Annotated in this window: 14 protein-coding genes; 4 read left to right on the forward strand and 10 right to left on the reverse strand. The window is 64.7% G+C overall.

Annotated features, from left to right (window positions below; all coding sequences use genetic code 11):
* The first annotated feature begins 548 nt into the window (after positions 1-548).
* Entirely contained in the window at positions 549-2,120 is a 1,572-nt protein-coding gene (locus ACVIHF_RS05580) for a porin (protein WP_253603086.1), read from the forward strand.
* A gap of 84 nt (positions 2,121-2,204) precedes the next feature.
* On the opposite strand, the gene ACVIHF_RS05585 is transcribed toward ACVIHF_RS05580, so the two are convergent.
* The 4 genes from ACVIHF_RS05585 to ACVIHF_RS05600 form a co-directional block, all read right to left on the reverse strand.
* On the reverse strand, positions 2,205-3,239 hold the full coding sequence (locus tag ACVIHF_RS05585; RefSeq protein WP_456791853.1) for an LLM class flavin-dependent oxidoreductase: 1,035 nt from the start codon (positions 3,237-3,239) through the stop codon (positions 2,205-2,207).
* 213 nt (positions 3,240-3,452) lie between these two features.
* On the reverse strand, positions 3,453-4,376 hold the full coding sequence (locus ACVIHF_RS05590) for a glutathione S-transferase family protein (protein ID WP_253603082.1): 924 nt from the start codon (positions 4,374-4,376) through the stop codon (positions 3,453-3,455).
* A gap of 109 nt (positions 4,377-4,485) precedes the next feature.
* Positions 4,486-5,244: an SDR family NAD(P)-dependent oxidoreductase gene (locus ACVIHF_RS05595; RefSeq protein WP_225643526.1), complete on the reverse strand. Its 759-nt coding sequence runs from the start codon at positions 5,242-5,244 to the stop codon at positions 4,486-4,488.
* A 37-nt stretch (positions 5,245-5,281) separates the two neighbouring features.
* The gene (locus tag ACVIHF_RS05600) at positions 5,282-5,851 is read right to left on the reverse strand and encodes a TetR/AcrR family transcriptional regulator (protein ID WP_253603080.1); all 570 of its coding nucleotides are present in this window, start codon (positions 5,849-5,851) and stop codon (positions 5,282-5,284) included.
* A gap of 104 nt (positions 5,852-5,955) precedes the next feature.
* On the opposite strand from ACVIHF_RS05600, the gene ACVIHF_RS05605 reads away from it, so the two are divergent.
* Positions 5,956-6,744 carry a crotonase/enoyl-CoA hydratase family protein gene (locus tag ACVIHF_RS05605; RefSeq protein WP_076824401.1) on the forward strand — a complete coding sequence of 263 codons (789 nt, stop codon included), beginning with the start codon at positions 5,956-5,958 and terminating at the stop codon, positions 6,742-6,744.
* A gap of 7 nt (positions 6,745-6,751) precedes the next feature.
* On the opposite strand, the gene ACVIHF_RS05610 is transcribed toward ACVIHF_RS05605, so the two are convergent.
* Positions 6,752-7,882 (reverse strand): IS630 family transposase, encoded by a 1,131-nt coding sequence (locus ACVIHF_RS05610; RefSeq protein ID WP_076829362.1) that lies wholly within the window; start codon positions 7,880-7,882, stop codon positions 6,752-6,754.
* Positions 7,883-7,921: 39 nt separating this feature from the next.
* Here ACVIHF_RS05610 and ACVIHF_RS05615 point away from each other — a divergent pair, with 39 nt between their 5' ends.
* The gene (locus ACVIHF_RS05615; protein ID WP_310885818.1) at positions 7,922-8,203 is read left to right on the forward strand and encodes a LexA family protein; all 282 of its coding nucleotides are present in this window, start codon (positions 7,922-7,924) and stop codon (positions 8,201-8,203) included.
* A gap of 17 nt (positions 8,204-8,220) precedes the next feature.
* Here the strand turns inward: ACVIHF_RS05615 and ACVIHF_RS05620 are convergent, their stop codons facing one another.
* Complete coding sequence (locus ACVIHF_RS05620) at positions 8,221-8,457, reverse strand: hypothetical protein (protein ID WP_253603078.1); 237 nt, start codon at positions 8,455-8,457, stop codon at positions 8,221-8,223.
* On the opposite strand from ACVIHF_RS05620, the gene ACVIHF_RS05625 reads away from it, so the two are divergent.
* Complete coding sequence (locus tag ACVIHF_RS05625; RefSeq protein ID WP_253603076.1) at positions 8,456-9,241, forward strand: division plane positioning ATPase MipZ; 786 nt, start codon at positions 8,456-8,458, stop codon at positions 9,239-9,241. The two genes, ACVIHF_RS05620 and ACVIHF_RS05625, sit on opposite strands and share 2 nt — an antisense overlap.
* A gap of 15 nt (positions 9,242-9,256) precedes the next feature.
* Here ACVIHF_RS05625 and ACVIHF_RS05630 read toward each other — a convergent pair whose 3' ends face one another.
* The 4 genes from ACVIHF_RS05630 to ACVIHF_RS05645 all read right to left on the reverse strand — a co-directional run bounded on the left by ACVIHF_RS05630 (position 9,257) and on the right by ACVIHF_RS05645 (position 14,030).
* Positions 9,257-10,762, reverse strand: coding sequence for a hypothetical protein (locus tag ACVIHF_RS05630; protein WP_253603074.1), 1,506 nt, complete (start codon positions 10,760-10,762; stop codon positions 9,257-9,259).
* 58 nt (positions 10,763-10,820) lie between these two features.
* On the reverse strand, positions 10,821-11,681 hold the full coding sequence (locus ACVIHF_RS05635) for a sugar phosphate isomerase/epimerase family protein (protein WP_253603072.1): 861 nt from the start codon (positions 11,679-11,681) through the stop codon (positions 10,821-10,823).
* Between the two features lie 3 nt (positions 11,682-11,684).
* A complete protein-coding gene (locus tag ACVIHF_RS05640; protein ID WP_076824407.1) occupies positions 11,685-13,031 on the reverse strand; it encodes an MFS transporter in 1,347 nt (448 codons plus the stop codon).
* Positions 13,032-13,157: 126 nt separating this feature from the next.
* Positions 13,158-14,030, reverse strand: a complete 873-nt coding sequence (locus tag ACVIHF_RS05645; RefSeq protein WP_092090388.1) for a phytanoyl-CoA dioxygenase family protein — start codon at positions 14,028-14,030, stop codon at positions 13,158-13,160.
* Positions 14,031-14,115 lie beyond the last annotated feature (85 nt).

The following is a 14,115-nucleotide window of genomic DNA, read 5'->3' on the forward strand; positions in this document are numbered from 1 at the left end:
CCCCCTTCCAGGCGCGAGTCGACGGTATTCAGGGCGGGTTATGTTGTTCAAATCTCGGCGTTTTGGGCCGAAATGTTGTGCCCGGATACCGGAATCAGCACTGCCGAAGCCGATTCTGGCTTTCGCTTTCTCAGTAGGACTACGCGTTTTGCACACCGTTCCGCGCGGTGTTGCCCAATCTTGTGCCCGATAGCGGTAACTGAAATATTCGTATTGTATTTCAATGGCTTGCGGAAACGTTGCAATTCAAAAGCCCGTGATATTTGTGCAACATTTGCCCGAAAACAGCCGCAACTCGCCGCAAACCGAGCGGTCTTTTGTTGCGTGATCGGGGGCCTTCTGTCTCATATGGAACTACGACGGAGGGGGGCATCCCGAGGTCGTCCCGTTCTAGGTGGTTCGCTTAAGTCCCTCGCGTTCATGCGGGTGTGTCCGAAGGCGCGAAGCGACTAAGCGGGGATTTTAAGGGACAAAGGGAACCAACCTGAGGGTGTCTTACCCGGCGGATCCGGAACCTTCCCTGAGATAGAGCAACTTGGAGGTTTAACATGAAGATGGTTAAGAGCCTTATCCTCGGCTCGGCGGCGGCTCTCGTCGCGGTCGGCGGAGCTCAGGCGGCCGATCTTCCCGTCAAGGCCAAAGCGGTCGAGTACGTGAAGGTTTGCTCCCTGTATGGTCCCGGATTCTACTACATCCCGGGCACCGATACCTGCATCAAGCTGGGCGGCTACCTGCGCGCAGACGTCGTCATCAACTCGAACTCGGATCACACCGGCAACACCTCGGGTGCCGCTGGCGCAAACAACCGCTTCACCAACGGCTACACCTGGCGTTCTCGTGAAGACCTGAACATCGATACGCGCACCGCGACCGAATACGGCGTGGTCCGCACCTTCTTCGATGCGACCTTCTCCTGGACCTCGGACACCTATGCCGGTCAGGGCAACGGTGCGACCGTTTACTCGCCGATCGGCGCGGTTTCGGCTCCGAACAACGCCAACTCCGGTGCGGTTGCGGCTGGTACGGTCGGCGTCTACTACGCCTTCATCCAGTTCGCCGGCTTCACCATGGGTAAGGCGGTCTCGCAGTTCTCGGCTCCGTGGGCCAACTACCCGGGCAACAGCTTCGACGGTCTCGTCGGCGGCGGCGGCACGATCACTGGTGTGAACCAGTTCACCTACACTGCGCAGTTCGGCAACGGCGTGTCGCTGTCTCTGTCGGCGCAGGATCAGTCGGCTTACTACCAGGCTGGCGTGGTCAACCTCGGTGCGCCCGTCAACTTCGGCGTTCCCGGCAACACCAACGTGTTCGGCATCAGCGACTACGCTGGCACGATCGCTCCGGACCTCGTCGCGATGCTGCGTGTCGACCAGGCCTGGGGTCTGTTCCAGGCATCGTTCGCCGCGCATAACAACCACGTGGCCTACTACGGCGGCACCGAGTTGACCGGTCATCCGGACGACAAGTGGGGCTGGGCTGGTTCGTTGGCCTTGTCGATCAAGAACATCCCGACCGGACCTGGCGACACCATCAACTTGCAGGGTGTCTACACCAACGGTGCAACCCGCTATAACATCCAGGACCTCGCCGGTTCGGCTGGTGGCAACACCATCTTCGGCGGAACCAACGTTCCGGGCGCCTATCAGAGCATCGGCTTCGGCATCGCGCCGGACTCGATCTTCGTGACGGGCGGTCAGCAGCAGCTGATCACGACCTACGGCTTCCGCGGTGCCTACGTGCATAACTGGAACCCGAACTGGAACACCAGCATCTACGGTGCCTGGGCCCAGGTTAACTACAACAGCACGTCCAAGGGTTACATCTGCGGTCCGGCCGGCAACGGCGTAGGCGGCTCGCTGAGCAACTTCTTCGGTGCTGGTTCGGCTCTGACGTCCTGCAACCCCGACTACAGCATCGCGCAGCTCGGCACGCAGACCCAGTGGACTCCGGTGAAGAACCTGACCTTCTCGGCCGACTTCACCTACACCCGTCTGGACCAGGGCTTCTCTGGTACGGTCGCTTTCCCCGGCAGCCCGACGATCGGCAAGCCCGGCGCGATCTACGAGCTGAAGGACCAGAACACCTACACCATGCTGCTCCGCGCTCAGCGCAACTGGTAATACCGGTTGATCTGATTGCGATCTAACAGAGCCCCCGGCGCGAAAGCGCCGGGGGTTTTGCTTTGTCATGCCGGTTCTGGCTCATCACGCGGCGAGCAGCTCGCGCACCATCGGCACCACCTTGCTGCCATAGAGCTCGATGCTCTTCATCAGCTTGTCGTGCGGCAGCGGGCCCGCCGAGTATTTCAGCTGGAAGCGCGCCGCGCCGAGCGCCTTGACGGTCGCCGCGATCTTGCGGGCAACGGTTTCCGGCGCGCCGACATAGAGCGAGCCCTGCTCGGCCTCGGCCACGAACTCGTCGCGGCCCATCGGCGGCCAGCCGCGCTCCTTGCCGATACGGTCGCGCATGACCTTGTAGTCCGGCCACAGCTCCTCGCGTGCCTGGGCGTCGGTCTCGGCGACATAGCCCGGCGAGTGCACGCCGATCGGCTTCGGTTCGCGGCCGAACTGCTGGCAGGCCCGCTGGTGCAGGTCGACATAGGGCGCAAAACGCTTGGGATCGCCGCCGATGATGGCAAGCATCAGCGGCAGATCGTAATGCGCCGCGCGGACCACCGACTCGGGACTGCCGCCGACGCCGATCCAGGTCTTCAGCCGGCCGTGCTCGACCGGCGGATAGACCGACTGGCTCTTGAGCGGTGGCCGCAGCTTGCCCTGCCAGGTCACCGGCTCCTGCTTGAGCAGTTCGGTGAACAGATCGAGCTTCTCCTCGAATAGCTCGTTGTATTGCCTGAGGTCGAAGCCGAACAGCGGGAACGACTCGGTGAAGGAGGCGCGGCCGAGGATCACCTCGGCGCGGCCGTTCGAGACCGCGTCGACCGTGGCGAAACGCTGGAAGACGCGGATCGGATCGTCCGAGCTCAGCACGGTCACCGCCGAGCCGAGGCGGATGTTTTGGGTGCGTGCGGCGATTGCCGCCAGCACGGTCTCGGGCGTGGAGATCGCAAAATCGGCGCGGTGGTGCTCGCCGAGCCCGATGAAATCGATCCCGAGCTCGTCGGCCAGCACCGCTTCGTCGACGACGTTGCGGATCACCTGGGCATGGGGCAGCGGCGTGCCGGCGGCGTCGTTGGTGACGTCGCCAAACGTATCAAGCCCGAATTCGACGGAGGTCGTCATGGTCAGTCCGGTTGTCGGCGTGGCGGAGCATCCGCCACGGGCCACCCATCGCACGCAGGCCGAAAGGTCGGGTTGCTGCGGATCGATCCGCAAGCCTGCGCTGTGGAGCCTTGGGTTGGAGATAACCGGGAGCTATTGCCGATTCAGCGGGCCGGCAAGGTCACGCCGCGAAACGCAGCGTTTCCAGGCCCGATGTCGAGCAGCCCGCGGCAATCAACCCGGGACCACCAGGAAGCCGGCGCGCGGGAAATGCACCACCACCTCGCCGACGCGCTCATCCGACCGGCGGATCGCGATGTGTTGCGCCGACAGCGAGACGATCTCGCCACGCACCGGGATCTTGCCGTAGTCATCCGGCATCACGGCAACGACGTCGCCGGGCTTGCGACCGTTCGGGTCCGTGGGGTCGCCGAACACGGGCGACTCCGGCCGCGCCTTCGCCGCGATCTCGAGCGCGTCGGCCGACGACATCTCGGTGCGCGTGCCGTGGCCGATGGCGCGGACGCGCTCCTCCCATGCCGCAACGCGCGGAAAGGACGTCATGATCTCGTCCATCATGGCGAGGCTCTGTCGCGCGTACCACACGTTCATGTAGGCGCTGACGTCCGCGAGGCTGAACTCGCCGAACAGCCACGGCCGGCCGTCGCCGAGTTGCGCCTCGATCCAGTCGATATTGGCGCGGAACTGGTCGCGCATCTGCGGCAGCGCCGCGGTCATGGCGGCGACGTCGAACTTGCCGCCGCGCAGCTTCTCGCGATCCTCGATGAAATCCCGCGGGACCCTGTCGCCGATGAAGCCGAACACGAGGTTGACCGTGTTCTGGAAGAACGGCCGGTCGGTCCACATGCCGAGCGCCCAGGGCATGCCGGCGTTGCCTGCCGGAAACAGCGTCGGCGTCGGGTAGCGCCGCTCCAGCTCGCGGATGATGATCTGGGTGTCACAATAGATGTCGGCGCCGATCTGCATCGTCGGCGTGCGGCGATAGCCGCCGGTCATCGGCATCAGGTCGGGCCGCGGCATGATCCGCGAGATCCGCACCGAGCTCCAGGCGAGCTTCTTGAATCCGAAGATGATGCGGATCTTCTCGGAGAACGGCGATTGATCGAAATGGTGCAGGATCGGCGTGGGCTGCGACATGGCCTTCTCCCGGGACAGGGTGCGATCTCGACGGACCTTGCCGCATAAGCTGACAAGATTCCGGCCGATCGCAACCTATATTCACGGGCGGGAGGGCGGCGCAGCGCGTTCAGAACTGCTCCGCCCACGGCCGCAGGTCGAGCTCCAGCGTCCAGGCGCTGCGATGCTGGTGATGCAGCACCCAATAGGCGTCGGCGATGGCCGCGATGTTGAGCATGCCGTCCGGCCCGCGCTCATCCTTCAATTGCGGACGCATGCTCAGCAGGCGGTCGCCTTCGATACCGCCATCGACCACGACATGGCCGACATGGATGCCCTGCGGCCCGAATTCCCGCGCCACGCTCTGCGCCAGCGCGCGCAGCGCGGCCTTGGCGGCGGCGAACGGTGAGTAGTTGGCCTTGCCGCGTAGCGAACCGCTGGCGCCGGTGAACACCAGCGTGCCGCCGCCGCGCGCAAGCAGAGCGGGGATCGCGGCCTGTGCCAGCTGGAAGCCGCCGAGCGCGTGTTCGCGCCAGTGCTCCTCGAAGCGCTGCTCACTGACCTTTAGAAACGGTGCCGGCCGGTTGGAGCCTGCATTGTGCACGGCCATCGCGAGCGGTGCGAGCCGCTCGGCCGCCGCGACGAAGCGCGCAACATCGGCCGCCGTGGAGGCGTCGCCGACCACATGCGTGACCGTCGCGCCGCTTGCGGCCAGCTCGGCCGCTGTCGCGGCGAGCTTGTCGGCGTTGCGGCCGGCGATCGCGACGGGATAGCCGCCGGCGGCAAAGCGACGCGCAATCGCGGCGCCGAGGCCGTTCGACGCGCCGACGCCGGCAATCAGCACGCTTCCTTGTACGGCGGTCGGCTCGAGGGCGGATCGGTCGTTCATGGCTTGCTCCATCAAGGTGCCCGCGGCGCGGGCGAAATCATTCGTCGGACGCCATCGCGACGATGCTGTCGCGCACGGTGCGCAGGACGGCATCGGACCGCTTCTGGTCGGTGAGGACGCGCGAGATCGCCAGCGCCCCGACCATCGCACTCACCGCGAGGATCGCGTTGCCGTCGTCTTCGTCGCCGAACGTCTCGGCGACCTTGGCGATGAAGGATTCGATGTGCGGCTCCATCACCGCGCGGCACTGCGCATCGGCGCGGCCGACATCCGAGATCAGCGCGCCGATCGCGCAGCCCGACTTGGGCGAGTCGCGATGGGCGCGGCTCAGATAGCTCCGCGCCAGTGCGTTGATGTTGACCGGCTTGTCGGGACCGCGCGCCGCGTGAGCCGATCCTTCGCCTGCATTCAGCGCCTGTTCCAGTGCCGCGGCGATCAGGTCGGAACGCGAGGCGAAGTGCCCATAGAAACCGCCATGGGTCAGCTTCACCTGCTGCATCAGGCCGCCGATGCTGAGCGCCTCAAGGCCCTTGTCGCGGATCTGCGTTGCAGCCTCGTTCAGAATACGCTCACGGCTCCTGGCCTTGTCGGCCTGGGAATGGCCCATCTCGCCTGGCCCCTGTTTGACTCTCTTTCTGGATTATGACCATCATGCATCTGGATGACAACCATCATCCAGAAATTATCCAGTCACAAAGCAGGGAGGAACTGATGTCCGGCAGCGCGAGCGAAGGGCGGGTCCGCCACGAGCGGCACGACCATATCCTCAAGATCATCATCGACAATCCCGCGAAGAAGAATGCCTTCAGTCCGGAGATGATGGCTGAGCTTTCCGACGCGCTGACGCTGCTCGACAATGACGACGGCCTCTGGGTCGGGGTGCTCTGCGCCGCCGGCGGCAGTTTCACCGCGGGTCTCGACATGCCGAAATTCTTCGGTCCGACGGCGACGCGCAAGCCGCTGCCGGAGGGCAACGTCGACCCGTTCGGATTGTCGAAGCGCTGCCGAAAGCCGATCGTCACGGCGGTGCAGGGTATCGTGTTCACCGTCGGCATCGAGATGATGCTGGCCGGCGATATCGTGATCGCCGCGGACGACAGCCGCTTCTGCCAGATGGAAGCCAAGCGCGGCATCGCGCCGCTGGCGGGCGCGCATTTCCGCTATATCAGCCGCGCCGGGTGGGGCGATGCGATGTATCACCTGTTGCTGTGCGACGAGTTCACCGCCGCCGAGGCGCATCGGATCGGTCTCGTGCAGGAAGTCGTGCCGGCGGGCCAGCAGGTCGAACGTGCAATGGCGCTCGCGGAGATCATCGCGCGCAATGCGCCGCTTGGAATCCAGGTGACCAAGGAGGCGGGCCGCAAGTTCATCGAAGCCGGCGAGCAGGCGGCAATTGCGATCATCCCGCAGATCCGCGAACGCGTGCTCAACACATCAGATGCGGCCGAGGGCATCAAGTCCTTCGTGGAGCGCCGCGCCGCTGTGTTTCAAGGACGCTAGTAGCTCGTCACAGTGATTTTGACTCTTTGGGTATGCCTGGATAGGCGCGCCCCAGTTTGGTGCGAGCTTTGTCCGTTGTGAACATCCAGTTGATACGGGCGCGAGTTTTGTTTCGCTGCCGCTCCCATGCTGCGATCTCGTTTCTAAGGCGTTTTGGATCGTCGATCCGGCGGCCGAGACACTGCCCTTGGAGCACGCCGATCTCGATCTCGACCATATTGAGCCAACTGGCGTGTTTCGGGGTGTAGTGGAACTCGAGGCGGCGCAGGATGCGGCGGGCCTCGGCGGGGGCAAAGGCCTGGTAGAGGGCGCCGGGGGCATGGATCGACAGATTGTCCTGCACGACACGGATGCAGGCGGCCTTGGGGTAATGGACATCGACGAGTTCGCGCATGCAGTGAGCATAATCCACGGCGGTGCGCCGTTCGGTGACTTTGACGTTACGCCAGGCCCGATGCGGATCGAGGGCGACAAAGAGATTGACGGTGCCGTTGCGGCGGTACTCGTAATCGTAACGCTCGCGCTTTCCCGGCTCGGGTGGGATCGGCTGGCGCACTTCGCCGATGAGCTGGACGGGGGTTTCGTCGAAGCAGACCAGCGGCCGCTCGGGATCAGGCGCTTCAGCGTAGAGATCGAGCACATCTTCCATGCGGGCGACGTATTCGCCATCGACATGGGGAATGCACCACATGTCCCTGCGCCACGGCTTGAGGTCATTATCGGCCAGCCGGCGGCGCACGGTCTCGCCCGACAGGCTGTCATGATCGGTGAGCTTGACCATCACGTCGGCCAGCAGCGCCAGCGTCCAGCGCCTCCGGCCAGCGGGCGGCTTGGCGCATGCGGTCGCCACCAGCAGGGCTTCCTCCTTGCCGGTCAGCTTGCGCTCCGCACCGGGACGCGGCTCCTCACTCAAGGCCCGATCGAGATTGCCTTCCACCAAGCGGCGTTTGGTCCGATAGACGGTGGAGGCGCTTACTCTGACGGTCCGGACAATCTCCTCGTCGCGGCTGCCGATGTCGGCCGCCAGCAAAATCTGGGCCCGCTTGAGTTTGCGAGCGGCATGCTTGCCGCCGCTCAGCATCGCCGTCAGTTCCTCTCGCTCGGCTTGGCTCAATTCAACCCGGTACCGTACATTCATCGTTCGCCTCCCTGTCGGAGGCTCCGGACGAATCGATCCATGAGTCAAAAATCAGGCGCACGCTTTACCGAGAAGCAGGGCCATTATCTGGCTTTCATCTATACCTACTCGCACATGTTCGGACGGCCCCCCGCCGAAGCCGACATGCAGCGTCACTTCGGTGTTAGCCCGCCCTCAGTCCATCAGATGATCGTCACGCTCGAACGTAACGGCCTCATTCGCCGTCGAGCCGATATCCCCAGAAGCATCGAAATCCTCGTGCCGCCAGAGAGCTTGCCGATCCTAAGCTGGCTCGGTATCAAACCGTCAAAATCACTGTGACGAGCCACTAGTTGCGTTCACGATACGTGCTCGAAGAAGCTGTGACAATGATGTCGCAGCTTCTTGATTTCGATCACGGCAATGGAGCAGCGACTCTTGTCGAGATTCATCGAATCAGGGAGATTCGATCCATTCATTAAATTCTGTTTCGTCCTGCTTTCACTCAAGCGTCCGGTATGGATTCCCATGACAAACGCACGAGTAATAGTTGTCGGAAATAACAAGGGCGGCTCGGGCAAGTCGACAATTGCCATGCACGTCGCCATCGCGCTGATCAAGGCGGGTCAGCGCGTCGCCACCATCGATCTCGATAACAAGCAGAAGTCGCTGACGCACTACGTCGAGAACCGGCGGGATTGGGCGCGGGAAACCTCGCTGGATCTCGGCGTTCCCGCGCATATGTGCTTCGAGACGGTGAGCGGCAGGAGCAGCGAGGTCGAGACGCTCGGGCGCAGCGCGCTTGCCGAGATCGTCGAGCGGCTCGGCCGGTCGCACGATTTCGTCGTCATCGACTGTCCCGGCCATGACACCTATCTGACGACGTTCACGCATTCGCTGGCGAACACGTTGATCACGCCGCTCAACGACAGCTTCCTCGATTTCGACGTGCTCGGCACCGTCGATCCGAACGAGTTCAAGGTGACCGGCATCAGCCACTATTCGAAGATGGTGGAGGAGGCGCGGCGCCAGCGCAGCGCACACGATCAGCCGGCATTCGAGTGGGTGGTGCTGCGCAACCGCCTCTCCACGCTCGGGTCACGCAACAAGCGCTTGGTCGGCGAAGCCTTGAGCGAATTGTCCAAGACGCTGAATTTCCGTCTGGTCGATGGCCTGGCCGAACGCGTGATCTTCCGCGAATTCTACCCGCGCGGACTGACGGCGATCGACGACGTCAGCCAGCTCGCACTCGGTAGCCGGCCGACCATGTCGCATGTCACCGCGCGGCTCGAGATGGAGCGGCTGATGACTGCCATCATGCTCGGCCATCTGGTGGCGCGCCCGCCGGAATCCTCCGACGCCGGCCGCGACGCGGCGTAAGGCGACGTCGGGCCGCTACCGGCAATTGGCGTTGCCGGCGTCGGCGACGATCAGGAACGTGATCGTTCTGGGTGCAAAGACGATCGTTCCGGCGACAGCCGCTACGCTGTTGAGAGCGGGGATACTGTCAGAGGTCCCGAGCAAGAGCGTCGCGCCATTGAGCTGAACGTTGCCGTCGGCAGGCTTTTCGCTCGCGAGCGTGTAACGTTGCGAGGCGGCTGAGAGCGTGAGCTTGTGCCGCATCCGCCGGTCGTTGTTGATGACGAGTATGGCTATTCCATCGGGCATGTCGCGCGCGCAATGCGCATAGACATGGAAGCCGTGACGCTCCGCGATACCGGCATCGAGCACGGTGGTGCCCATCAACCGCCGCCACAGCAGCGCAGCCCAATAGTTCGGCCGCGGCAGATGAGTTCGCTCGTCCAGCAGCCCGTAGTCGCTCGCCGCAAGCGTGTTGTGCATCACCACCTGGACGCCGGCCTTGGCCAGCCGTCCGAGTTGATCGAGGTAACGGAACGTGTCGGTGAAGGTTGCGGCCAGGCGATTGCCGCCGCATGCGGTCTCGGCCGTCTCGGTCAGCCAGATCGGCTTGCCCGGCGCAAGCTGGTCGCGCAGCGTCTCGTAGAGGGCGAGGCTCTCGCCGGTTCGCGCCAGCCATTCGTCCGACAATGCATGCCTTGCCCTGCGATCACCGCCGCATCGCGCCGACAGCGCGCCATAATGATGATAAGAGACCGCGTCGACGCCGGCTGCCGATGCGGCGAAAAGCGCTTGGGCCTCAGCGCCGGTGCCCATCGTGCCGGGGCCGAGGATCGTCACGTCGGGCGCGGTGTCCTTCATGAAGGCGCGGAACGCTGCAAAATCCCGGCCGTAGGCCGCAGCATCGTAGCGGTCAGGGGCGCTGCCGATGGCCGGCAGATCGGGCTCATTCATGAACTCGGCTGCGGCGATACGCCCGCCTGCGGATCGCGTGAAAGCGAGAAGTTGCCGGGCCTGCTCGGGGCTCCATTGCCCCGCGGCGTCACGCGCGCCCGCGCTGATCGCAAAGGACGTGACGATCGGAGCGTCGACGGCGCGCGAGAACTCGATCACGTCCCGCCACTGCCGTCGCGTCAGCACGCCGTTGAAGCCGGCCGGCGGTGCAGCCGGTGGCGTCTCGGAATCCGCAAAGAACGTGCTGTTGGCCCAGGTGCCGCTGACGCGCAGATAGACGGGTGAGAGGGCTGCGGCGAGCTTGCGAAGCCTGCCATCGTGCAGGTCGATCGGAGCGCGAGCTGCGAACCGCTCTGTCTCTGCACGCCGACGCGTGGCGGCGGTTGCATAAGGCTTCCAGAACCTTCCGCCGGTCACCTCAACCATCTCGATGTTGTAGGACTGAAAGCGCGGGTCGATGGTCGCGACGCGCGGCAGGGTCGCGACATTCAGGGCAAGCTCTGCCGTGGCCGCCTTCGTATGCGCGAAGGTTGCCACGGCCGAGACGGCGACGAGGCATCGAAGCGGATAAGCCCAGCGGTCGCGCACGGGTCCTCGCGGCGTTCCGGATTGTGGGCGTTCAGGATGCCGCCGCGGCCTGTTTGAATCAATGCGGGAGCGGGCCCTGCGGCTCGTTCGCGATACGATCCCACAGCGCGCGGATCATGTCCTTCATGACCAGCGCATCCTGCCATCGGTCGGACAATTCCCTGCCGTCGGGCCCGGTGATGGCATAGGGCGGGGGACCGAGTTCGCACAGGAAGGTCAGGGTCGCGTCGGGACCGGCGCGTTTCCGCCAGGAGCGGATGCCGTAGTCCCACCAGCCCATGAACAGCGACACCCAGCCCTGGTGCTGCGGAAAGCCGAGCGAGATCTGCACCTGCTCGCGGCTCGCGATGCGGCCATGGATGCCCCAGGCATTGTCGAGGATGCGATGGATCATCGCGTGGTTGACGTCGTCGACCGGCCAGGCGAATTCGCGGCCGACCAGATAATGCGAGAGATCGGCGGTGAGCCGCAGATCGGGAAAGCAGTCGAGCAGGTCGAGCATGAAGAACAGGTCGGTCGTCATGCGGTCGCGATGGGTCTCGACATGCACGGCGACGCCGGCCTCGGCGGCAAGCCGCCGCCAGCCTTCGAGCAGCGGAATGCAATCCGCGAGCCGGCGCGGCCGAACGTCCGGCTGCAGGTTGACATGATCGGTGCCGAGCCGGGCGACCAGCTCGAGCACCGGCTTCAGGTCGTCGACGCTCTTCGGGTAGCATTGCGCCTGCCAGATCATGCCATGCGCGCGAAGGAAGCTCGTCGCCTCGCGCGCAAAGACAGGATCGATGAAGCGCACGCCGGCGCCGTCAAACCCGGCATCGCGGATCATCGCGAGCTGGGTTTGCAGCGGCCATTCGCCCTCATCGGCCAGCCGTCGCTCCATCGCCCAGAGCGACTGCAGGACGCGCAGTTGCTGCGCCACCGGTCAGGCCCGCGCCGGGATCGCCGTGGGCAGCTCGGCCTGTTCGCCTTCGTCGGCGGCGATGTTCTCCTGGTAGGTCTCGGGCCCGATCCAGATCGCAACGACGGTGCAGGCCGACAGGAACATCGCGTAGCAGGCGACCGGCCACCAGGTGCCGTAGGCCGCGACCAGTGCGGTGGCGACGAACGGTGCCGGGCCGCCCGACAGCAGCGAGCCGAGCTCGCGGGCGAAGGCAAAGCCCGCGAAGCGGCGTTGCGGCGGGAACAGCTCGGCGAAATACGCCGCCTGCGGCCCGAACATCGCCGCCGTTACCACGGCGCGCGCCAGGATGAAGGCGAGCGCGATCATGATCCACTCCTTGGTGCCGACCATCCAGAAGAACGGGAAGGCGAGCGCCACGCCGGCCAGCGCGCCGAACATGTAGACCGGCCGCCGCCCGATCCGGTCCGACAATGCCGCAAAGCCGAGGATCGCAAACAGTTCGACCGTGAATGCCAGCATCAGCGCGCTGAGCGCCTCGGCTTTCGGCACGCCGAGCGTGGTGATCACGTAGCTCAGCCCAAACACCGGGAAGAAATAGCCGAGCCCGTTCTCGGCCATGCGGGCGCCGAGCACGACGAAGAAGTTGCGCGGGTGTCGGCGCAACGCTTCCATCGCCGGATTGCTCTCGACCTTGCCGCGCGCGACCACCGCCTCGGTGTAGACCGGCGTCTCGGTGATGCGCATGCGGACGAAGATGCCGACCACGATCAGGAGGAAGCTCGCCAGGAAGGGCAGGCGCCAGCCCCAGCTCATCAAATCCTCGCGCGGCAGCATGGTCACCAGCGCGAAGGCGCCGGCCGCAAGCAGGTTGCCGACGGAGACGCCGAGCGGCGCGAAGCCGCCCCAGAAGCCGCGATGCTTCGGCGGTGCGTTCTCGACCAGATAGATCACCGCGCCGCCATATTCGGCGCCGGCGCCAAGGCCCTGGATGACGCGCATCGCGACCAGGAGGATCGGCGCCCAGATCCCGATCTGCCCATAAGTCGGCAGGAAGCCGATCGCGGTGGTGCCGATGCCGATCATCAGGAGCGTGGAGACCAGCACCGGCTTGCGGCCATAGCGATCGCCGAGGATGCCGAACAAAAGGCCGCCGAACGGCCGCACCACGAAGCCGACGCCGAAGGTCAGGAACGACAACAGCGTGCCGACCACCGGATCGCTCTTCGGAAAGAACAATTCGCCGAACACCAGCGCGGCGGCGGTGCCGTACAGGAAGAAGTCGTACCATTCGAGCGCGGAGCCGATGCTTGCGGCCAGGATCACACGCAGGCGCGATGTGCGAGCGCCATCTCTTGCCATCTCGGTCATTCGTTTCCCCGTTGTTTTGGTTTTTATGGTCGTTTTGATCGGGCACGATCTCCGCGTTTGTCGCGGCGGATCGTGCTCGTGAAAGCAGCAATGCCCGCGGCCTGGCCGCGGGCATTGTGGTCGGTCTTAAGCGGCGCGCGTGAAGTAGGATTTCTTCGACGCCGACTGGGTCTCGTAGATCGATCCCTGTCGCTTGGCCGGCGGCAGTGGCATCCGCACCGGTACGTCGGTGAGCCGCGGCGCGACCACCGGCGGCCCCGCCAGCAGGCGGCTGTTGAATTCGTCGAAGTCCTTGACGCCCATCAGCGGCCAGGCGTCGCTCGCGGCCACTTCATAGAGCAGCAGGTTGCGCGGCCGGTTCGACGTGTTGGTTGCCGAGCCGTGCAGCGCGCGCACGTGATGGAACGACATGCTGCCGGCCTTGCCCATGCAGGGCACCGCGCGCTTGATGTCGTCCTGAATCTGGTCCGGATCGATCAGGCCTGCGAAGTGGCCGTCCTCGCCGTGATGATCCCACATCGTGGCGCCGGTGTGCGACCTCGGCGTCACCAGCATCGGACCGTTCTCGATATCGCAATCGTCGAGCAGCACGCCGATCGCGAGGATGTCGTCATTGGTGTGCGGATAGAATGCCCAGTCCTGATGCCACTCAACCGGCGAGCCGTATTGCGCCGACTTCATGTTGAGCTTGGAGCCGTGCAGGCGAAGGCCGGGGCCGATCAGCTTGGTGAGGATCGAGATCACGGCGGGGCTGCGCACGATCTCGTCGAAGATCGGGTGCACCTTGTGCGGCGCCTTGATGCGGCGGACGCGCGGATTGTCAGGCGAATGGCCCGGCTCGAGGTCGTAGACGTCGGTGTGCTCGCTCACGCTGGCGGCGCCGGCCACGAGCTCCGCGAGGACCGTGCGCACCTTGCCTAAGGTCTCCTGGTTGAGCACCTCGGGGACCACGATCACGCCGTCGCGTTTGTAAGCCTGGGCCTGTTCGTCCGAAATCATGCCGTTTCTCCCTTTTTGTTCCATGTTAGCGCTAACATGAGGTGATGCTAGCGCTAACATCATGGCTTGGCAACCCGGAATCGTG

The sequence above is a fragment of the Bradyrhizobium sp. USDA 4506 genome (assembly GCF_054058795.1).

What these genes read in the sequence shown, in the direction of transcription:
- ACVIHF_RS05580 (WP_253603086.1), top strand. Translation starts at nt 549, where the DNA reads ATGAAGATGGTTAAGAGCCTTATCCTCGGCTCGGCGGCGGCTCTCGTC.
- ACVIHF_RS05585 (WP_456791853.1), bottom strand. Translation starts at nt 3,239, where the DNA reads ATGACGACCTCCGTCGAATTCGGGCTTGATACGTTTGGCGACGTCACC.
- ACVIHF_RS05590 (WP_253603082.1), bottom strand. Translation starts at nt 4,376, where the DNA reads ATGTCGCAGCCCACGCCGATCCTGCACCATTTCGATCAATCGCCGTTC.
- ACVIHF_RS05595 (WP_225643526.1), bottom strand. Translation starts at nt 5,244, where the DNA reads ATGAACGACCGATCCGCCCTCGAGCCGACCGCCGTACAAGGAAGCGTG.
- ACVIHF_RS05600 (WP_253603080.1), bottom strand. Translation starts at nt 5,851, where the DNA reads ATGGGCCATTCCCAGGCCGACAAGGCCAGGAGCCGTGAGCGTATTCTG.
- ACVIHF_RS05605 (WP_076824401.1), top strand. Translation starts at nt 5,956, where the DNA reads ATGTCCGGCAGCGCGAGCGAAGGGCGGGTCCGCCACGAGCGGCACGAC.
- ACVIHF_RS05610 (WP_076829362.1), bottom strand. Translation starts at nt 7,882, where the DNA reads ATGAATGTACGGTACCGGGTTGAATTGAGCCAAGCCGAGCGAGAGGAA.
- ACVIHF_RS05615 (WP_310885818.1), top strand. Translation starts at nt 7,922, where the DNA reads ATGAGTCAAAAATCAGGCGCACGCTTTACCGAGAAGCAGGGCCATTAT.
- ACVIHF_RS05625 (WP_253603076.1), top strand. Translation starts at nt 8,456, where the DNA reads ATGCACGTCGCCATCGCGCTGATCAAGGCGGGTCAGCGCGTCGCCACC.
- ACVIHF_RS05620 (WP_253603078.1), bottom strand. Translation starts at nt 8,457, where the DNA reads ATGGCAATTGTCGACTTGCCCGAGCCGCCCTTGTTATTTCCGACAACT.
- ACVIHF_RS05640 (WP_076824407.1), bottom strand. Translation starts at nt 13,031, where the DNA reads ATGACCGAGATGGCAAGAGATGGCGCTCGCACATCGCGCCTGCGTGTG.
- ACVIHF_RS05645 (WP_092090388.1), bottom strand. Translation starts at nt 14,030, where the DNA reads ATGATTTCGGACGAACAGGCCCAGGCTTACAAACGCGACGGCGTGATC.